Here is a 14,037-nt window from a genome sequence, read left to right as displayed (position 1 = left end):
GGCGTGAACCAACAGGTTGCAGGTCTTCGATCATGATCGTTTGCTACCCATCCGTCGACGAGCGGGCCCGGCTGAAAGACTTTCTCCGGCTCATCAAGCCGATCTCCGTGGGCGTGCAGGTGATCGGATTCGTGTTCTGGGGCGCGGCATGGTGGCTCGCGGACCCGGGCTACGAATACGTGACCTGGCACCTGGCGCTGCTTGCATGCTGCGTGGCCCTGTCCATCGCCGGAAGCTGCGCGACCCGGTTCCTCTCGTTCTTCTCGATCATCTCCGTCTGGCTGCTGTGCCTGGGTTTCTCCATGCTCATGGCGCAGAGCCCCGATCGCGAGGTGTGGGCGGTTTCCATGAGCGTGATCGTCTCGGTGGTGGGCGCGCCGCTCTTCTCGCGGTTGAGCCTGTCGGCGCTGGCGAGTTCGGGGGCATGGCTGATCATGGGACGGGGCGAGTGGGTGGGCACGCCCCATGGCCTGGATTCCGGCTGGACCTTGCTGATGCCCTGCGGGACCATCACCATGGGGCTGCTGATGAACGTCATCTTCGCGACGCTGCACCGCGAGAGCCTGAGGCTGCGGCAGGAACTCGAACAGCTCGCATACAAGGACGTGCTCACCGGCATGTGCAACCGCCGCAAGCTCCTGGCCGACGTCCAGCAGCTCCACGAGCAGGGCCGGCTCGGCGACGGATGCTTCCTGATGATCGACGTGGACGACTTCAAGAAGATCAACGACGACTTCGGGCACGCGGCCGGCGACCTGGCGCTGCAGCGCGTCGCGGCCGTGCTCAGGGAGGCCGCGCTCGGCCATGCCTTGGGCAGGCTCGGCGGCGAGGAGTTCGGCATCATGCTGACGGGCGGCGGCACGGCGCATGCGCAGTCGATGGCCGCGCGCATCCTGGAGCAGGTGCGCGGCATCCGCATCGAGGGCCGCCTCGTCACGGTCAGCGTGGGCATATCCGATCTGGGCCGCCATCGCATTCCATCGGAGCTGATGCGCGAAGCCGACATGGCGCTGTACGAGGCGAAGCGCATGGGGAAGGACAGGTTCGCCCTGCATGTCGTAGGCTGACCTTCGACAGTGGTGCGGTAAGACATGCCGCGAACCCCATAGTGCGTCGCCTTCAACGGAACCCGAAGTCGAACCTTCCTCCGGCATGACCATTTCCCAGGTGTCGCCTGTGCGCATGCCATCAAGCCGTCGTTGTGTGCGCGTAGCCTTTCCGCTAACCTGGAGTCGCTGTACAGAGTGGGCAGCTTGGGGAGCCTGAGCGGGTTATCGATTGCTCGGGAAAATGCTGATCGTCACGGCTCGCGAAGGTGCCGTTAGATGTTCAGGCGCACCAATGAGAAAGCACGAGGGAGGGGTGAGTGATGTGTTTGCAGGGGGCATTGCAAAGAATCTGCGATTTGGTCGCGGTTTCACGGACGTCGTCTCGATCGACGAGATGGGCCTTTGAGGTTTTTTCGGACAAATGGCGTCGAACCCTCAGCAGAGGCCAATCATGTGGGGCTGCTCGTCAGCATCCTCGCAATCTTTGGGGCGGGTTACCCCATCTTTTCCGCTTGCTCGTCGCGGCGTGCTGCCTTGGCGCTCCCTATTCGTTCGCTGCCCAGGCGTACACGTATCAGGCCTTTGGCAATGGATGGCTTGGCAGCAAGCACAGTGACGTGCAGCGCACTGCTTCGGCAGCATGCGCGCAGATGGTTGGCGCTTCCGCATCCGTAAACGGCAGCGTCTACACGTATGTGAGTTCGATTGCGTCCGGTGCCGACACCCAATGCACTGCGGTGGAAAGGGACGCTTCTACCGCGGGGGTGTTCTATAGCCAGACGACCCTCTATCTGGATAGACAGTGGCGAGAAGTATCGGATCCCCCGACGGATCCCTCCCTTGTCGACCCCATCACCGGCAAGCCCGCCGCGCCCGAGCCGCCGCTATGCCGTAACGACGTCGTCAGTGCGGCCGATGGCGAGATATTCGGCGCCCCTATCTTGCCGGCCACCGCAGAGAAGTACCGGTCAGACCTCGACTACGGCGACAACGGCCCAGCACCGCTGTCGTTCCGGCGCACGTACCGAAGCACTTGGGGGGCAGACACAAGCCGGCCAGCAGGCTCGTTGGGCAGGGCGTGGGCGCACAACCACACGACGGCGCTGCGGTTCGCGCCGGCAGTCAATCCAATCTCCATAGCCATCAACAACGCAGACGGAACGCTGCGTGCATTCAGCAAGGCTCCGGGCTCGTCGGTCTGGACTACTTCGAACAGTGCGGACAGTCTGGTGCAGGCGGTCGACGGTACCTGGGCATATCGGCGTGCCGAGGACGACGCTACGTTGTTGTTTGCTGCGGATGGGAAGCTGCAGGCGCTCACCCAGCGAAATGGGCAGATCACTTCCTACACCTATGATGCTGCCGGACAGCTGATCACGGTCACCAACCCATTTGGGCGCACGCTGACACTGGGCTACAACGGTGCGGGCTTGCTCGTGTCGGTTGTCACGCCCGACTTGCGCAGCATCGCCTACACCTACGACCCCGAAGGTCGCCTCTCGGTGGTGACCTACCCAGACGCAAAGACTCGTACTTACCTTTACGAGAATGCTACGTACCCACAGGCCCTGACGGGCATCCTGGATGAAACGGGCGCGCGTTTCGCCACCTTCAGTTATGACTCGCAAGGCCGTGCCATCGAGACACAGTTGGCCGGCGCCGTCAATCGCTACCAAGTGAGCTATCCCTCTTGGGGTTCAGCGACGGTGGTTGATCCGGTGGGCTGGAGCCGCAGCTACAGCTACAGCACAACGAAGGGGAAGCTGGTCGTGACCGGCGGCTCATGGCCCTCCGGCAGCGGCGGCAACGACGCTGCATACCGAGTTCAGGACGCCAATGGCTTGGTCACTTCCGAGAGTGATTTCAAAGGCTCGGTAACCACTTCAAGCTGGGACATCACCCGCCGTCTCCCGCTCGCGGTGGTCCGAGCATTTGGCAGGCCGGAGGCCCAGACCACCACTACCCAGTGGCATCCTGATTTCAGCCTCCCCATACAGATCACCGAGTCAGGCCGCAGGATCTCCTTCACCCACGATGCCGTCGGCAATGCCCTCACCCGGACGCTCACCAACACCATCAACAACAAGGCTCAGACTTGGCAGTGGACGTACAACGCCCAGCAGCTGGTCGACACCGCCACCGACCCCAACGGCGCGGTGACGAGCTACACCTACGACCCCCGAGGCAACGTCCTCACGTCCACGAACGCCCTGGGCCATGTCACTCAGTACGCCTACGACCTCGCCAACCGCGTCGTCAGCTCGACCGCTCCGAATGGCCTGATCACCACCTACACCTACGATCCTCGCGATCGACTTCTGACCCAGAGCATCGGCAGCCAGACCACCGTCCTCACCTACAAGCCCTACGGCACCGTCGAGACCGTCTCGCTGCCCAGCGGCCTTGTACTGACCTACGCCTACGACGCCGCCCATCGCCTGACCGGCTGGAGCAACAACCGAGGCGAATCGGGCACCCACACCCTGGACGGCATGGGCAACCGTACCGCCGAGCAGATCAAGGACAGTGCTGGCGCCGTGGCCTGGAATGTCGCGCGCACCATGAATTTGCTCAACCGCGTCTACACCATGACCGAAGGCCCGAACCAGGCGAAATCCTTCGGTTATGACGCCAACGGTGACCTCAGCCGCACCACTAACGGGCTGAACCAGAGCACTCAACTCGCGCGGGACAACCTGCGCCGCGTGGTCTCTGTCACCGACGCAGCCAACGCCAGCGCCACCCTGAAGTACAACGCCCTGGACGCCGTCACCGAGGCCAAGGACTTCAAGGGCGTGGTCACCGCCTATGGCCGCGATGCCCAGGGCAACGCCACCACCGAGAGCAGCGCCGACACAGGTGGCTCCAGCACCCAGTACGACAACCTCGGCCTGCCCAGCCAGGTCACCGATGCCCTGGGCCAGGCCACCACCATCACCCGGGACGCCCTGGGCCGCCCCACCGGCTTGGTCTTCGCCGACGGCAAGACCACCACCCTGCGCTACGACCTCACGGCCACCAGCAAGGGGTATCTCTCGGAGATCGTCGACCGCAGCGGCACCACCGAGTACACCCGGGATGCCTTCGGGCGCATCACGCTCAAGAAGCAGACCCTCGCCAATGGAAGCATCCAGCAGGTCAGCTACGCCTACAACCCCAACGGCACCCTGGCGAGCATCGGCTACCCCAACGGCGGCACCCTCAGCCACGTCTACGACGCCACGGGCCGCCTTACGGGCCTGAACTGGAACGGCAACCCGCTGGTCAGCGGCATCGCCTGGAACCCGCTGGGCCAGCCCACCGCATGGACCTGGGCCTTCACCACCGGCAGCCCGCAACTCGCAGCCAGCCGCAGCTACGACACCGCGGGCCGGCTCACGAGCACCGAGTTCAGCAGCTACGGCTATGACGCCGCGGGGCGCATCAGCAGCCTCACGCAGAACCTGTACCTGCCCGGGGACACCGATCCGACCCACAGCACCATCGCCAATGCCAACACAAGCTGGAGCGTGGGCTACAACCCCGTGGGGCGCATCACGAGCTTCAACGCCACGGGCAACACGGCAGGCTTCGGCTACGACGCCAACGGCAACCGCTCCAGCAGCACCCGGGTGCTGAACGGCCAGACGACGAACCGCACCTACACGGTCGGCACCTCCAGCAACCAGCTCACGGGCTTCACGCAGACCCTCAACGGATCGAGCAGCACCAGCGTCACCTACGGCTACAACGCCAACGGCGACCTCTTGACCGATGGCTTAAGAAGCTACACCTACGATGCCGAGGGCAGGCTGGCGGCGGCAACGACGGGCGCGACCGATGTGAGCCCGACCACGCGCTACGCCCACAACGCGCTCGGACAGCGGGTGTTCAAGACGGAGCCGCTGTACCCGCCCACACAGGGCGACGAGGCCGACCCTGGCTTCATGGCAAGCCTGATCGCGTTCTTCACGAAGCTGTGGAGCCCGGGCACGACACAGGCGGAGCAGCTGGGCTATGCCTACACCTATGACGAGCAGGGCACGCTGATCGCCGAGGTGGGCAGCGGCGGCACCAACAGTGCAGGGCAGAGCCAGTACATCTACCTGCCGACGGCCAACGGGCCGATGCCGATCGTGGCCATCATCGACGGCACAACCTATGCCGTCCACAGCGATCACCTGAACACGCCGAGGAAGCTGAGCAACGCGGACGGCCAGGCTGTCTGGCAGTGGGGCTACAGCGCCTTCGGGGAGGACAAGCCGACGCTGGCGAAGAACCGGTTCGCTAACACGGAGACAACACCGAATCCGGGCACCACGAACATCGCCGCGGTGAAGTTCAACCTGCGCTATCCGGGGCAGTATGCAGACGAAGAGTCAGGCCTCAACTACAACTACTTCAGAAGCTACGACGCGAGGACGGGGCGATACAGCCAGCCGGATCCAATCGGGCTTGATGGTGGGTGGAATCGGTTCGGGTATGTTGGAGGGAACTCTCTTGGATACACCGATCCCCAGGGGAAAAATGCCATTGCATGGGGCGTTGGTGGCACAGGAGTTAGTCTCCTAATCTGTCAAGGGATTCCGGGTTGCAAAGAGAAATTGGAGCAAATTGGAAAGCAATGTGGTGATGCCCTTGGTCGTCTTAGCGATCGAATGTTTTCTGATGGCGCTGGCGAGAAGCACCCAAGCACGCCAACTGGCCAACGAGGCAGTCCGATTGAGGTGGAGCCCGGTACAAACGAGCCAACGAGTATCGATGGCCGAGACTACACAGGTCATGCCTTAGATCGAATGCAAGGGCGTGGTCTTCCACCTTCGGTGATCGAGGATGCAATTCAGAACGGTACTTCTGTGCCGGGCAATCAACCGGACACAACGGTTCACGTCAGTCCCGATGGCCGCGTGACCGTCGTTACAGGCGGTCGAGGTCAAGTGATCACTGTCATCCCTAAGTGAGAATGGAGAACGTAATGGATGAATTTCTGAAAAGACAGATAACAGTTTTGCGAAAGCTGATTGAGGACTATCGCCAAAAGTCACTTGCTCTGAACGCGCTTATCCAGCGAATTGAGGGGGTCAATACTGTGGTTGCCAATGAGAGATGGAGTAACGCCATTTTCCCTATTGTTCTATCCCTAGAGCAGGTGAATGCGATCGTGCTCGAAGAAAAAAGGGAATTGAGTGTGGCCGAGACGACTGAAGTTGAAGGCTCACTGCTTGCACTCGAAGCATTTATCAACGACCTCGACACCGAATAAGTTCATCCGGTCTCCGGAAACTGTCACCTTGCTTGCCGTAAGCATCATGTTCTTCTGGCATGAGAGCCCTGATCGCGATGTGGGACGGGTGCGCCTGCAGACCGCGTGAGGAACTGCAGAGGGGGCTCAAACGCATGGGCTGCTCAGTGTGACGATGCGCCTGCTTCCGGCCGGAACTTGAGACGCACATACCGTCGATCTATGCACGGAAGATCTTCATCACCGCGGACCGCCCGCATCCAAGGCAATGCGCAACGACTGGAGCGCGGAGTCGGCCGCTTCGATCCGCCGCTTCAATTCCTCATTCACCACCCGCACCAGCGCTCCGAGTTCGGTACGGGTCGGATGGATCTCTTCCGTGTCGTTCACGGTCTGTGAAACGATGAGCTTTTCCAGGCCCGCATATGCGCGCTGCAGTTCGTGCAGGCTGTCGACGTCGTCGCTGGCCTGCAGCGCAAGCGATTCGACGCTGGCGGTTTCGGATGATTCGGGAGAGGAAGAGGCGCGCGCGGATGCGCGAGCAGATGCAGCCATGAAAGGCCTCCAAGGGTTTCGGTTTGCTGAAACAGCCGCGCTCAACGCCAATTGAGGGCGGCGGCTCGACGAGTTGGCGTACCGGGAAACCACTTGCGTGAAACCGGCCGGGCTCGCGCCCGCCCGTCGAGCCGCCAAAACTGGAGGCACGAACGACGAAGCCGCAGACCCTGCGGGGTGACTGCGGCTTGCGTCGCAGTGATTTCAGCGGGACGCCAATCCCGATCACGCCTGTTTTTGACGTGACGGCGGCCAGTATATCTACGCAGCTATCCGCGACGCTGGAACAATCCCCCGGTCCGCGCGAATGGCGAAATCCGCCGCGCGAGGCTCCAACATCGAACCTACAGGACCTGATGACCACCGAAGACCTGACCCCTCTGCTCCTCGACGCCCTCGGCAAGCGCATCGACGACCCCGCCGCAGTCCGTCTGGCCGAAGCCCTCGGCAAGAAGCCGTTCAAGAACGCGACGCCGAACAACAGCCCCGACATCGTCAATCGCAAGCTCGGCATCGAGGTCGGCACCAGCATGAATCTCAGCACCCGCTCGCATTTCCCGCCGCGCAAGGAGGGGCGAACCTGGGTGACCTGGGTTTCCCATGCCTTCGTCTATCCCAACTTCCGTGGCTCGCTGCCTGGCGGCTTCGACTGGAAGATGGATGACGCGGCGCTCAGCTCGCGCTTCATCCGGCGCGTCGAAGGCATGGTCGAGGAAGTGCGCTTCGCGCTGCCGCCGCCGCGCGAGGGCCTTCGGGCCAAGGTCACGGTCGATTCGGAAGGGCTGCCGGAGGTCATGCTGCTGGGCGTCGATGAGGAGGAGACCTACGCAACCATCTACCCCGGCAGCAAGCCGGAGCATTCGGTGGAAGACGCTTTCTTCGCAAGCTGGTGCGCATTGAACGGCATCCTGCGGGAAGACCGCCTTGCCGCCGGCCGGCTCGATGCGCTTCGCCAACGGGAGCTGTCGCCCGTGGACTTCCTGTCTTCCAGCCTCGACGGACTGCTCTGGGAAAACGACGTGCGCCCGGAGCACGCGGCGTTCTGCCATGCCTACATGAACCGCCTGATGCAGCCGGGCGAGGCAGCCGCTCTCCCCGACACGGAAGAGATATTCGGCGACAGCAACAACTGGCGCAAGCCGGGCGAAGCGATGACGCAGGACAGCTGGGAGAACTACGACCGCATTGCGCCGCGCTACACGCAAAGGCTGGCCCAGTGGCGACGGGGCGAGATCCGCTCCAAGGTCGACTGGCCGGATCAGTCCGCTGCGTCGGCCGCACCGGCCGAACCCGGAGAACTGCCCGAACTCCTGCGCTGATTCCGCTCAGGGCCGCAGGCCCTGCGTGAACCTCAGCGCATTGGCAATCGCTTCCCCGAACCTCGGCTCCAGGAACGCCCCGAGGTTCGGCATCAGCAGCTGCAGCATGAAGATGCCCGCCAGCAAGGTGAGCGGAAACCCCACCGCGAAGATGCTGAACTGGGGCGATGCACGGTTCAGGATGCCCATTGCCAGGTTGAGCGTGAGCAGCGCGGTGATGAGCGGCAGCGCCAGCATCAGCCCGCTCGCGAAGATCTCGGCGCCGGCCAGCACCAGGAACATCCAGCCCCCGGCAGCCAGCGGCGCATCGGCGATGGGCAGCGTGTGAAAACTCTGGGCCAGCGCGTTCACCATCAGCAGGTGGCCGTCGAGCGCCAGGAAGATCAGCATCGCGAGCATGTTCAAGAGCCGCGCCACCACCATGGTGCTGCCGTGGCTCATCGGGTCGAAGAAGGATGCGAACGACAGGCCCATCTGCAGGCCGATGTATTCCCCCGCGGCCAGCACGGCGGTGAACACGAGCCGCACGGTGAAGCCCATGGCCACGCCGATCAGCACCTGCTGCACGATGATCCACACGCCGCCCGCGGACACCACCGGCACCTCGGGCAGCGGCCCGATGGTGGGCGAGACCACGAAGGCCAGCATGGCGGCGATGAGCACCTTCACGGGCCGCGGCACCCATGCCTCGCCGAAGATGGGCGCGGTGCTCACCAGCGCGAGCATGCGCACGAAGGGCCAGAGGAAAGCCACCATCCAGCCCTCGAGCTGGGCCGAGGTGACCGAGATGATCGACGGGGTCACGTCAGGTCGGCTCGCGCGTCAGGGCGGGCTCAGTTCAGCAGCAGCGGAATGCCGGAGAACAGCACGCGCATGTAGTCGAGCATGCGGTCGAGCATCCACGGCCCCGCGACCACCAGCGTCGCGAACACGGCGAGCAGCTTGGGAATGAAGGACAGCGTGGTCTCGTTGATCTGCGTGGCTGCCTGGAAGATGCTCACGATCAGGCCGATGACGAGCGCCACCAGCAGCAGCGGCGCGCCGATGAGCAGCGAGATCTCCATGGCCCGGTGGCCCATGGTCATGACGGATTCGGGTGTCATCTCGGCTCGGGCCCTAGAGGTAGAAGCTCTGCGCCAGCGCGCCGATGAGCAGCTGCCAGCCGTCGGCCAGCACGAACAGCATCAGCTTGAAGGGCAGCGCGATGGAAGCCGGCGGCACCATCATCATGCCCATGGACATCAGCACGCTGGCCACCACCAGGTCGATGATGAGAAAGGGTATGAAGATGGTGAAGCCGATCTGGAACGCCGTCTTCAGCTCGCTGATGACGAAGGAGGGCAGCAGTATGCGCAGCGGCACGTCCTCTGGGCCCTGCATCTCGGGCACCTTGGCCAGCCGCGCGAAGAGTGCCAGGTCGCCCTCGCGGGTCTGCTTGAGCATGAAGGTCTTGAAGGGCGCGATGCCGCGCTCCAGCGCCTTCTCTGCGCTTATCTTGTTTTCGGAGAAGGGCTTGTAGGCCTCGTCGTAGGCCTTGTCGAGCACCGGGGCCATCACGAAGAAGGTGAGGAAGAGCGACAGCCCCACCAGGATCTGGTTGGGCGGCGAGGTCTGCGTGCCGATGGCGGTGCGCAGCAGGCCCAGCACGATGAGGATGCGCGTGAAGCTGGTCATCGACAGCAGCAGCGCGGGCAGGAAGGTGAGCGAGGTCAGCAGCACCATGGTCTGCACGCTCAGCGACCAGGTCTGGCTGCCGCCGGGGCCGGGCGTGCTGGTGATGCCGGGCAGGCCCTGCGTCCAGGCGGCGGCCGGCAGCGTGGCGGCGAGCAGGAGCAGCGCGGCGCGCACGCCGCGGCGCAATGCGGGATGCTTCATGGAGCGGGACTGGCCTTGCCGGAGATGGATTCGCGCAGCTTGCGCGCGAAGAGCTCCACCGCGCGGGGCGCGGCGGAAGTTGCAGTCGAGGCGAATGCCGTCGGCGCGGCGTGAGGCTGTACCTGCGCCGGCAGCGTATGCAGCGTGTTGACCTGGCTGGGCGTGACGCCCAGCACCAGCCAGGTGTCGGCCACTTCCACCACGACCACGCGTTCGCGCTGGCCGACGGCGGCGCTCGACACCACTTTCACGAACTGCCCGCCGCCCAGGCGCTGCAGGCCGAAGCGCCGCGCCGCCCAGGCGCACAGGAAGATCAGGCCGACCACCACCGCCATGCCGAAGCCGGCCTGCAGCAGGCCCGAGGCGCCGACGGCGGCCGGCGCCACTTCATGGACGGGCGTGGGCACGGTGGGAAGACTCATGCCCGTGCAAGCTTCTGCATGCGCTCGGAGGGGGTGACGATGTCGGTCAGGCGGATGCCGTACTTCTCGTTCACCACCACCACCTCGCCCTGCGCGATGAGGTAGCCGTTGATCAGCACGTCCAGCGGTTGGCCGGCCAGGCCGTCGAGCTCCACCACCGAGCCCTGCGACAGCTGAAGCAGGTTCTTGATGGTGATACGCGTGCGGCCGATCTCGGCGGTGAGCTGCACGGGCACGTCGAGCACGCGCGCGATGTCCACCGGTGCGGCGGCGGCTGCAGCGGCTGCCGCAGCGGCGGCCGGCGCGTCCTGGATCTGCTGGAAGACCTGCGCGGTGGCCGGTGCCACGGCGGGTGCCGGGGCCGGCGCTGCCGACGCGGCGGTCTGTTCGGCCAGGGCCGCGGCCCAGTCGTCCGCGTCGCTGCCTGCGGAAGAGGTGTTGTCAGTCATGTTCGTTCTTCAGGTCGCTGTCTTGATGGGAGATCATGTTTTGCACGCGCAGCGCGTAGCGCTCGTTGGAGGTGCCGTAGCCGCACTCCATGACCGGCACGCCGCCGACCTTGGCGACGACGGTCTCGGGCAGCTCGATGGGGATCACGTCGCCGACGCGCAGCTTCATCACCTCGCCGATGGTCGAGGGCATGGAGACGAAGTCGGCCACCAGCTCGACGTCGGCCGACTGCATCTGGCGCGACATCTGCGTCACCCAGCGCTTGTCGACCTCGACCTCGTCCTGGATGGGGTTCGAGAGCAGGTCGCGGATCGGCTCGATCATCGAGTAGGGCAGGCACACGTGCAGGAAGCCGCCCACGGGGCCGAACTCGATCTGCAGCGTGGTGTTGATCACCACCTCGTTGGGCGCGACGATGTTGGCGAGCTTGCCGTGCATCTCGGCGCGCACGTAGTCGAAGTCCAGTGGGAACACCGGCTGCCATGCGTCGCCATAGCACTGCAGCGACAGGTCGAGCAGGCGCTTGATGATGCGCTGCTCGGTGCGCGTGAAGTCGCGGCCTTCCACGCGCACGTGGTAGCGCCCGTCGCTGCCGAAGAGGTTGTCCACCACGAGGAACACCAGCTTCGGGTCGAACACGAAGAGGGCCGTGCCGCGCAGCGGCTTCATGTGGATCATGTTGATGTTCGCGGGCACCGGCAGGTGCCGCACGAACTCGCCGAACTGCTGGATCTGCACCGGCCCCACCGAGATGTCGGGGCTGCGCCGCATGAAGTTCAGCAGCGCGCCGCGCAGGCCGCGCGCGAAGCGGTCGTTGATGACCTCCAGCGTGTGCATGCGGTTGCGCACCACGCGGTCGGGCGCGCCGAGGTCGTAGGCGGGCAGGCCGTCCTTGGGCGGTGGCGGGGGAGCCGCCTGGTCGACGTCGCCGGTGACGCCCTGCAGAAGCGCGTCGACCTCGTCCTGCGAGAGCACCTGTTCATACGCCATGGATCGCTTGTCGTCCGGAGAAAGATGACGTGGTGCTCACTGCACGACGAAGATGTTGAACGAGACGCTGGAGATGCCCAGCTCGGGCGTCTCGGGCGTGAGCGGCGCGTTCAGCGCGGTGCGGATCTCGCCGGCCAGCTTGGCCTTGTCCTCGGGCGTGACCAGCGACTCGGGCGGGCGGTTCGACAGCAGCACCAGCAGGCGGCTGCGCAGCTCGGGCATGAACTCGACGATCTGCGCCTTGGCGCGCTCGTCGCGCACGCGCAGCGCCATGCCGATCTGCAGGAAGCGGCTGCGGCCCTCGGCCTGCAGGTTGACGGTGAGCGGGTCCAGCATCACGAAGATGGGCTTCTCGGGCGCGGACGGCTTGGGCGCCTCGGCGGCGGAAGCCCCGCCGCCCGTGAAGCGGGGAAGAAGGAAGTAGGCGGCGGCACCGGCTGCCGCGGCGAGGCCGACGGCGACCACGATCCAGATCAGCAGCTTCGATGAGCGGGCCGGGGCCGGCAGGGAGGCGGTTGCGACAGTTGTTGGGGGAGCCATGGTGAAGCGGTTTTCTTGTCCGATCTATTCTTTGCGAAGTCCCGCGCGGACGAACGGCCGAACAAGCGCACAAAGGCGTTTCATATCCGTTCATTGCGAGGCGCCGGGCGGGCGGCGACCTCGTTGCGCGCGGGGCGAAGGGGTGGCGTGAGTTGGCGGGCCTCAGGCGAAGGTGTCGACGCCGGAGCGTGCGTGGCCGGGTGCGGCTGGGCGCACGGCTGCCGCAGCCGCCGACGCACCTGCGACCGTGCGGTCCGCCCCGGGGTAGGACGATGCGGCCTGCTGCCGGGCTGCGCCGTGCTGCTGCTGGCCCTGCTGCTGCGCGAACGCGGCGCCGTTGCCGAAGGGCTGGCGCGTCTCCGCGCCCACCGATGCCTGGCCCAGCGTGATGCCTTGCTCCGACAGCGAGTTGCGCAGCTGCGGCAGCGCGGCCTCGACTGCCTTGCGCACGCTCTCGTGCGCCGAGACGAACATGGCCTGCGCCTGGTTGTCGCCCATCGACAGCGTGACCTTGAGCGGGCCGAGGCCCGCGGGGTTCAGGTTGAGCTCCGCCGTGTGGCTGCCGCTGGTGCTCATGCGCGCCAGGTGCTGGCCCAGGGCCGGTGCCCACTTGTCGCTGCCGACTTCGGGGGCGATGGTGTGCACGGAAGTGCGTGCCGTGGCGCTTGCCTCGCTCGCGTGCTCCGACGCGGCCGTCGTCGCCGGCGCCGGCTGCTGGAGCGCGGCGGGCGGCACGGCGGGCTGGCTGTCCGCGCTGTCCGCGCTGCCGGAGGCCGCGGCAGTCACCACGACAGGGGCAGCCTTGTCGGCCTGCGCGTCGCCAGCGGCTGCGGGTTGCGCGGCGCTCGCGAGCTGTTCGGCAGTGGTCGTGCTCACGGGAGCGCGCGAGCCGGCGGCGCGGCCGATCGCGGCGGTGCCCACGGGGGCGCCGACGGGCGTGGATGCGGGCTTCGCGAAACCCGTGCTCATGGTCTGCGCGGCGATGGCGGCGCGGGCGAGTTCGTGCAGCGAAGTGGCCTGGGCGGCGTCGGGCTGCGCGGCGGCGGCCTGGGTGCTGGGCAACGCCGATGTCTGCGATGTCTCGGGCTTCGCGGCGGAGTCCTTCGCGGCGGCTGCGGCTTCTGGGACGGCCTTGGCATCGATGGCCGTGGCGACCGCATCGCCAGCGAGCGTCTTCGCGGCGGGATCCAGCAGGGCGGGGTCCAGTGCAATGTCCTTCGCCGTGGTTGCGGTCGCCGCAGCGGCGGCAGTTGCATCCGTCGCGCCGTCGCCGCCCTGTTTCCGGGCGGCGCGTCCCGCGAGCGTCAGCGCATGCAGCGGCGAGTTCGGCGGCGCGAGAAAGGCGAGGTTCGGGTCGGCGGGCAAGGTGCCGTCGTCCTTCGCGTCTTCGTCCGCGCCGGGCTTGCGCGCCGGCTTGGGGTCCAGCGCGGCGGCATCCTGGGTGCCGCCCTGCGCGGTTTCACCGGTGTTGTTCGAGCGCGAGCGCTCCAGCGCCGCGCCGAAGCTGCGGCCCTGGTCCTCGTCGGCGGCGCGGCTGCGCGTGCCGGCCTGCGCAGCCGGCTGGGCGGCGGCGTTCGTCATGACGGGGGGCGTGATCATGGAAGTCATGTCGGTTC

13 protein-coding genes are annotated in these 14,037 nt (G+C 65.7%); 4 read left to right on the top strand and 9 right to left on the bottom strand.

The genetic code is table 11. The features are described from left to right. Positions 1–32: 32 nt before the first annotated feature. The 3 genes from FHT32_RS02045 (at position 33) to FHT32_RS02035 (ending at position 6,291) form a co-directional block, all read left to right on the top strand. Entirely contained in the window at positions 33–1,067 is a 1,035-nt protein-coding gene (locus FHT32_RS02045) for a GGDEF domain-containing protein (protein ID WP_176662986.1), read from the top strand. A 494-nt stretch (positions 1,068–1,561) separates the two neighbouring features. Further along, positions 1,562–5,989 (top strand): RHS repeat-associated core domain-containing protein, encoded by a 4,428-nt coding sequence (locus tag FHT32_RS02040; RefSeq protein ID WP_176662985.1) that lies wholly within the window; start codon positions 1,562–1,564, stop codon positions 5,987–5,989. 14 nt (positions 5,990–6,003) lie between these two features. Then, positions 6,004–6,291, top strand: coding sequence for a hypothetical protein (locus FHT32_RS02035; RefSeq protein ID WP_176662984.1), 288 nt, complete (start codon positions 6,004–6,006; stop codon positions 6,289–6,291). 219 nt (positions 6,292–6,510) lie between these two features. On the opposite strand, the gene FHT32_RS34890 is transcribed toward FHT32_RS02035, so the two are convergent. Continuing rightward, a complete protein-coding gene (locus FHT32_RS34890; RefSeq protein WP_256098842.1) occupies positions 6,511–6,825 on the bottom strand; it encodes a hypothetical protein in 315 nt (104 codons plus the stop codon). 242 nt (positions 6,826–7,067) lie between these two features. Here FHT32_RS34890 and FHT32_RS02025 point away from each other — a divergent pair, with 242 nt between their 5' ends. Then, entirely contained in the window at positions 7,068–8,144 is a 1,077-nt protein-coding gene (locus tag FHT32_RS02025; protein ID WP_176662983.1) for a hypothetical protein, read from the top strand. A gap of 6 nt (positions 8,145–8,150) precedes the next feature. Here FHT32_RS02025 and fliR read toward each other — a convergent pair whose 3' ends face one another. The 8 genes from fliR to FHT32_RS01985 all read right to left on the bottom strand — a co-directional run bounded on the left by fliR (position 8,151) and on the right by FHT32_RS01985 (position 14,029). Then, complete coding sequence (fliR, locus tag FHT32_RS02020; protein WP_176663586.1) at positions 8,151–8,936, bottom strand: flagellar biosynthetic protein FliR; 786 nt, start codon at positions 8,934–8,936, stop codon at positions 8,151–8,153. Between the two features lie 41 nt (positions 8,937–8,977). Beyond that, positions 8,978–9,247 carry a flagellar biosynthesis protein FliQ gene (gene fliQ, locus FHT32_RS02015; protein WP_176662982.1) on the bottom strand — a complete coding sequence of 90 codons (270 nt, stop codon included), beginning with the start codon at positions 9,245–9,247 and terminating at the stop codon, positions 8,978–8,980. A 13-nt stretch (positions 9,248–9,260) separates the two neighbouring features. After that, entirely contained in the window at positions 9,261–10,019 is a 759-nt protein-coding gene (gene fliP, locus FHT32_RS02010; protein ID WP_256098841.1) for a flagellar type III secretion system pore protein FliP, read from the bottom strand. Further along, positions 10,016–10,441: a flagellar biosynthetic protein FliO gene (fliO, locus tag FHT32_RS02005; protein WP_176662981.1), complete on the bottom strand. Its 426-nt coding sequence runs from the start codon at positions 10,439–10,441 to the stop codon at positions 10,016–10,018. The genes fliP and fliO overlap by 4 nt, the downstream gene beginning before the upstream one ends. Continuing rightward, complete coding sequence (gene fliN / locus FHT32_RS02000) at positions 10,438–10,890, bottom strand: flagellar motor switch protein FliN (protein ID WP_176662980.1); 453 nt, start codon at positions 10,888–10,890, stop codon at positions 10,438–10,440. The genes fliO and fliN overlap by 4 nt, the downstream gene beginning before the upstream one ends. Continuing rightward, on the bottom strand, positions 10,883–11,881 hold the full coding sequence (gene fliM, locus FHT32_RS01995) for a flagellar motor switch protein FliM (protein ID WP_176662979.1): 999 nt from the start codon (positions 11,879–11,881) through the stop codon (positions 10,883–10,885). Before fliM ends, fliN begins: the two co-directional genes overlap by 8 nt. Before the next feature lie 36 nt (positions 11,882–11,917). Further along, positions 11,918–12,421, bottom strand: a complete 504-nt coding sequence (fliL, locus tag FHT32_RS01990) for a flagellar basal body-associated protein FliL (RefSeq protein WP_176662978.1) — start codon at positions 12,419–12,421, stop codon at positions 11,918–11,920. Positions 12,422–12,583: 162 nt separating this feature from the next. Beyond that, complete coding sequence (locus FHT32_RS01985; RefSeq protein WP_176662977.1) at positions 12,584–14,029, bottom strand: flagellar hook-length control protein FliK; 1,446 nt, start codon at positions 14,027–14,029, stop codon at positions 12,584–12,586. Between the last annotated feature and the right edge of the window lie 8 nt (positions 14,030–14,037).

The organism is Variovorax sp. SG517, from assembly GCF_013376045.1.
GTDB lineage: Bacteria > Pseudomonadota > Gammaproteobacteria > Burkholderiales > Burkholderiaceae_C > Variovorax.
The sequence above is the reverse complement of the archived record's forward strand: the minus strand, read 5'-3'. Positions and strand labels throughout refer to the sequence as shown.

Bases quoted from the DNA above. Each gene is read 5' to 3' on its own strand.
- fliP (WP_256098841.1), bottom strand. From the start codon at position 10,019: ATGAAGCATCCCGCATTGCGCCGCGGCGTGCGCGCCGCGCTGCTCCTG.
- fliQ (WP_176662982.1), bottom strand. From the start codon at position 9,247: ATGACACCCGAATCCGTCATGACCATGGGCCACCGGGCCATGGAGATC.
- fliL (WP_176662978.1), bottom strand. From the start codon at position 12,421: ATGGCTCCCCCAACAACTGTCGCAACCGCCTCCCTGCCGGCCCCGGCC.
- fliM (WP_176662979.1), bottom strand. From the start codon at position 11,881: ATGGCGTATGAACAGGTGCTCTCGCAGGACGAGGTCGACGCGCTTCTG.
- FHT32_RS02035 (WP_176662984.1), top strand. From the start codon at position 6,004: ATGGATGAATTTCTGAAAAGACAGATAACAGTTTTGCGAAAGCTGATT.
- FHT32_RS01985 (WP_176662977.1), bottom strand. From the start codon at position 14,029: ATGACTTCCATGATCACGCCCCCCGTCATGACGAACGCCGCCGCCCAG.
- FHT32_RS02045 (WP_176662986.1), top strand. From the start codon at position 33: ATGATCGTTTGCTACCCATCCGTCGACGAGCGGGCCCGGCTGAAAGAC.
- fliO (WP_176662981.1), bottom strand. From the start codon at position 10,441: ATGAGTCTTCCCACCGTGCCCACGCCCGTCCATGAAGTGGCGCCGGCC.
- FHT32_RS34890 (WP_256098842.1), bottom strand. From the start codon at position 6,825: ATGGCTGCATCTGCTCGCGCATCCGCGCGCGCCTCTTCCTCTCCCGAA.
- fliN (WP_176662980.1), bottom strand. From the start codon at position 10,890: ATGACTGACAACACCTCTTCCGCAGGCAGCGACGCGGACGACTGGGCC.